This is a genomic window from Bacillus infantis, assembly GCF_050107595.1.
Taxonomy (GTDB): Bacteria; Bacillota; Bacilli; order Bacillales; family Cytobacillaceae; genus Bacillus_AB; species Bacillus_AB infantis_C.
The window spans coordinates 1-705 of the sequence record NZ_JBNILH010000027.1 but is presented as its reverse complement, the minus strand read 5'-3'; the positions used below and the strand labels follow the sequence as shown (position 1 = coordinate 705).

Below are 705 nucleotides of genomic sequence, written 5' to 3'. Positions count from 1 at the left end.
GGCCACTATTGGTTTAACCTCGCTCATATTTTAAAAGAAAACGGAATTAAGTTTGTCGCAGTAAACCCCTTGCACGTCAAGAAAAGCAAGGAGTTGGATGATAACTCACCTACCAAGAATGATGTGAAAGATGCAAAGGTCATAGCTCAACTGGTCAAGGACGGAAGATACGCCGAACCAACCATACCGCAAGGTGTTTATGCAGAGCTCCGTGTGGCAAAGAAAATACGCGATCTTTTAACTGAAGACCTACAAACGGTCCAAGGACAGGTGCACAACTGGATTGACCGGTACTTTCCGGAATTCCTTCAGGTATTTAAGAAATGGGAAGGTAAGGCTGCTTTACAATTCTTAAAGCTCTATGCCCTGCCGCATGAAATAGCTGTATTCTCCGAAGAAGAACTACTTGTCCATTTGAGAAAATCCGTATCACGGAGCGTTGGATTAACCAAAATTCGGGAGTTAATGCAGGCAGCCTGTAAGTCCATCGGACTTCGACAAGGTGCTGAAATGGCCAGACTGGAGCTTAAAACCATTCTCGCTAAGTATGAATTAATTCAGCTACAATTCGAAGAATTGGATACAAAAATAGACGATCTGCTTGATGAAATACCAGGCGTACAACAAATGTTAGCGATAAAAGGTGTGGGCAGGGATACAATTGCCGGCTTTTTCGCGGAAGTAGGGGATTTAGGCGAATACAAT

At 43.4% G+C, this 705-nt stretch carries 1 protein-coding gene; it reads left to right on the top strand.

Going from position 1 to position 705, the window contains the following annotated elements; translation table 11 throughout:
* Positions 1–705, top strand: a 705-nt coding sequence (locus tag ACQCVH_RS25230; RefSeq protein WP_426838408.1) for an IS110 family transposase, incomplete at both ends; no start/stop codon positions are given.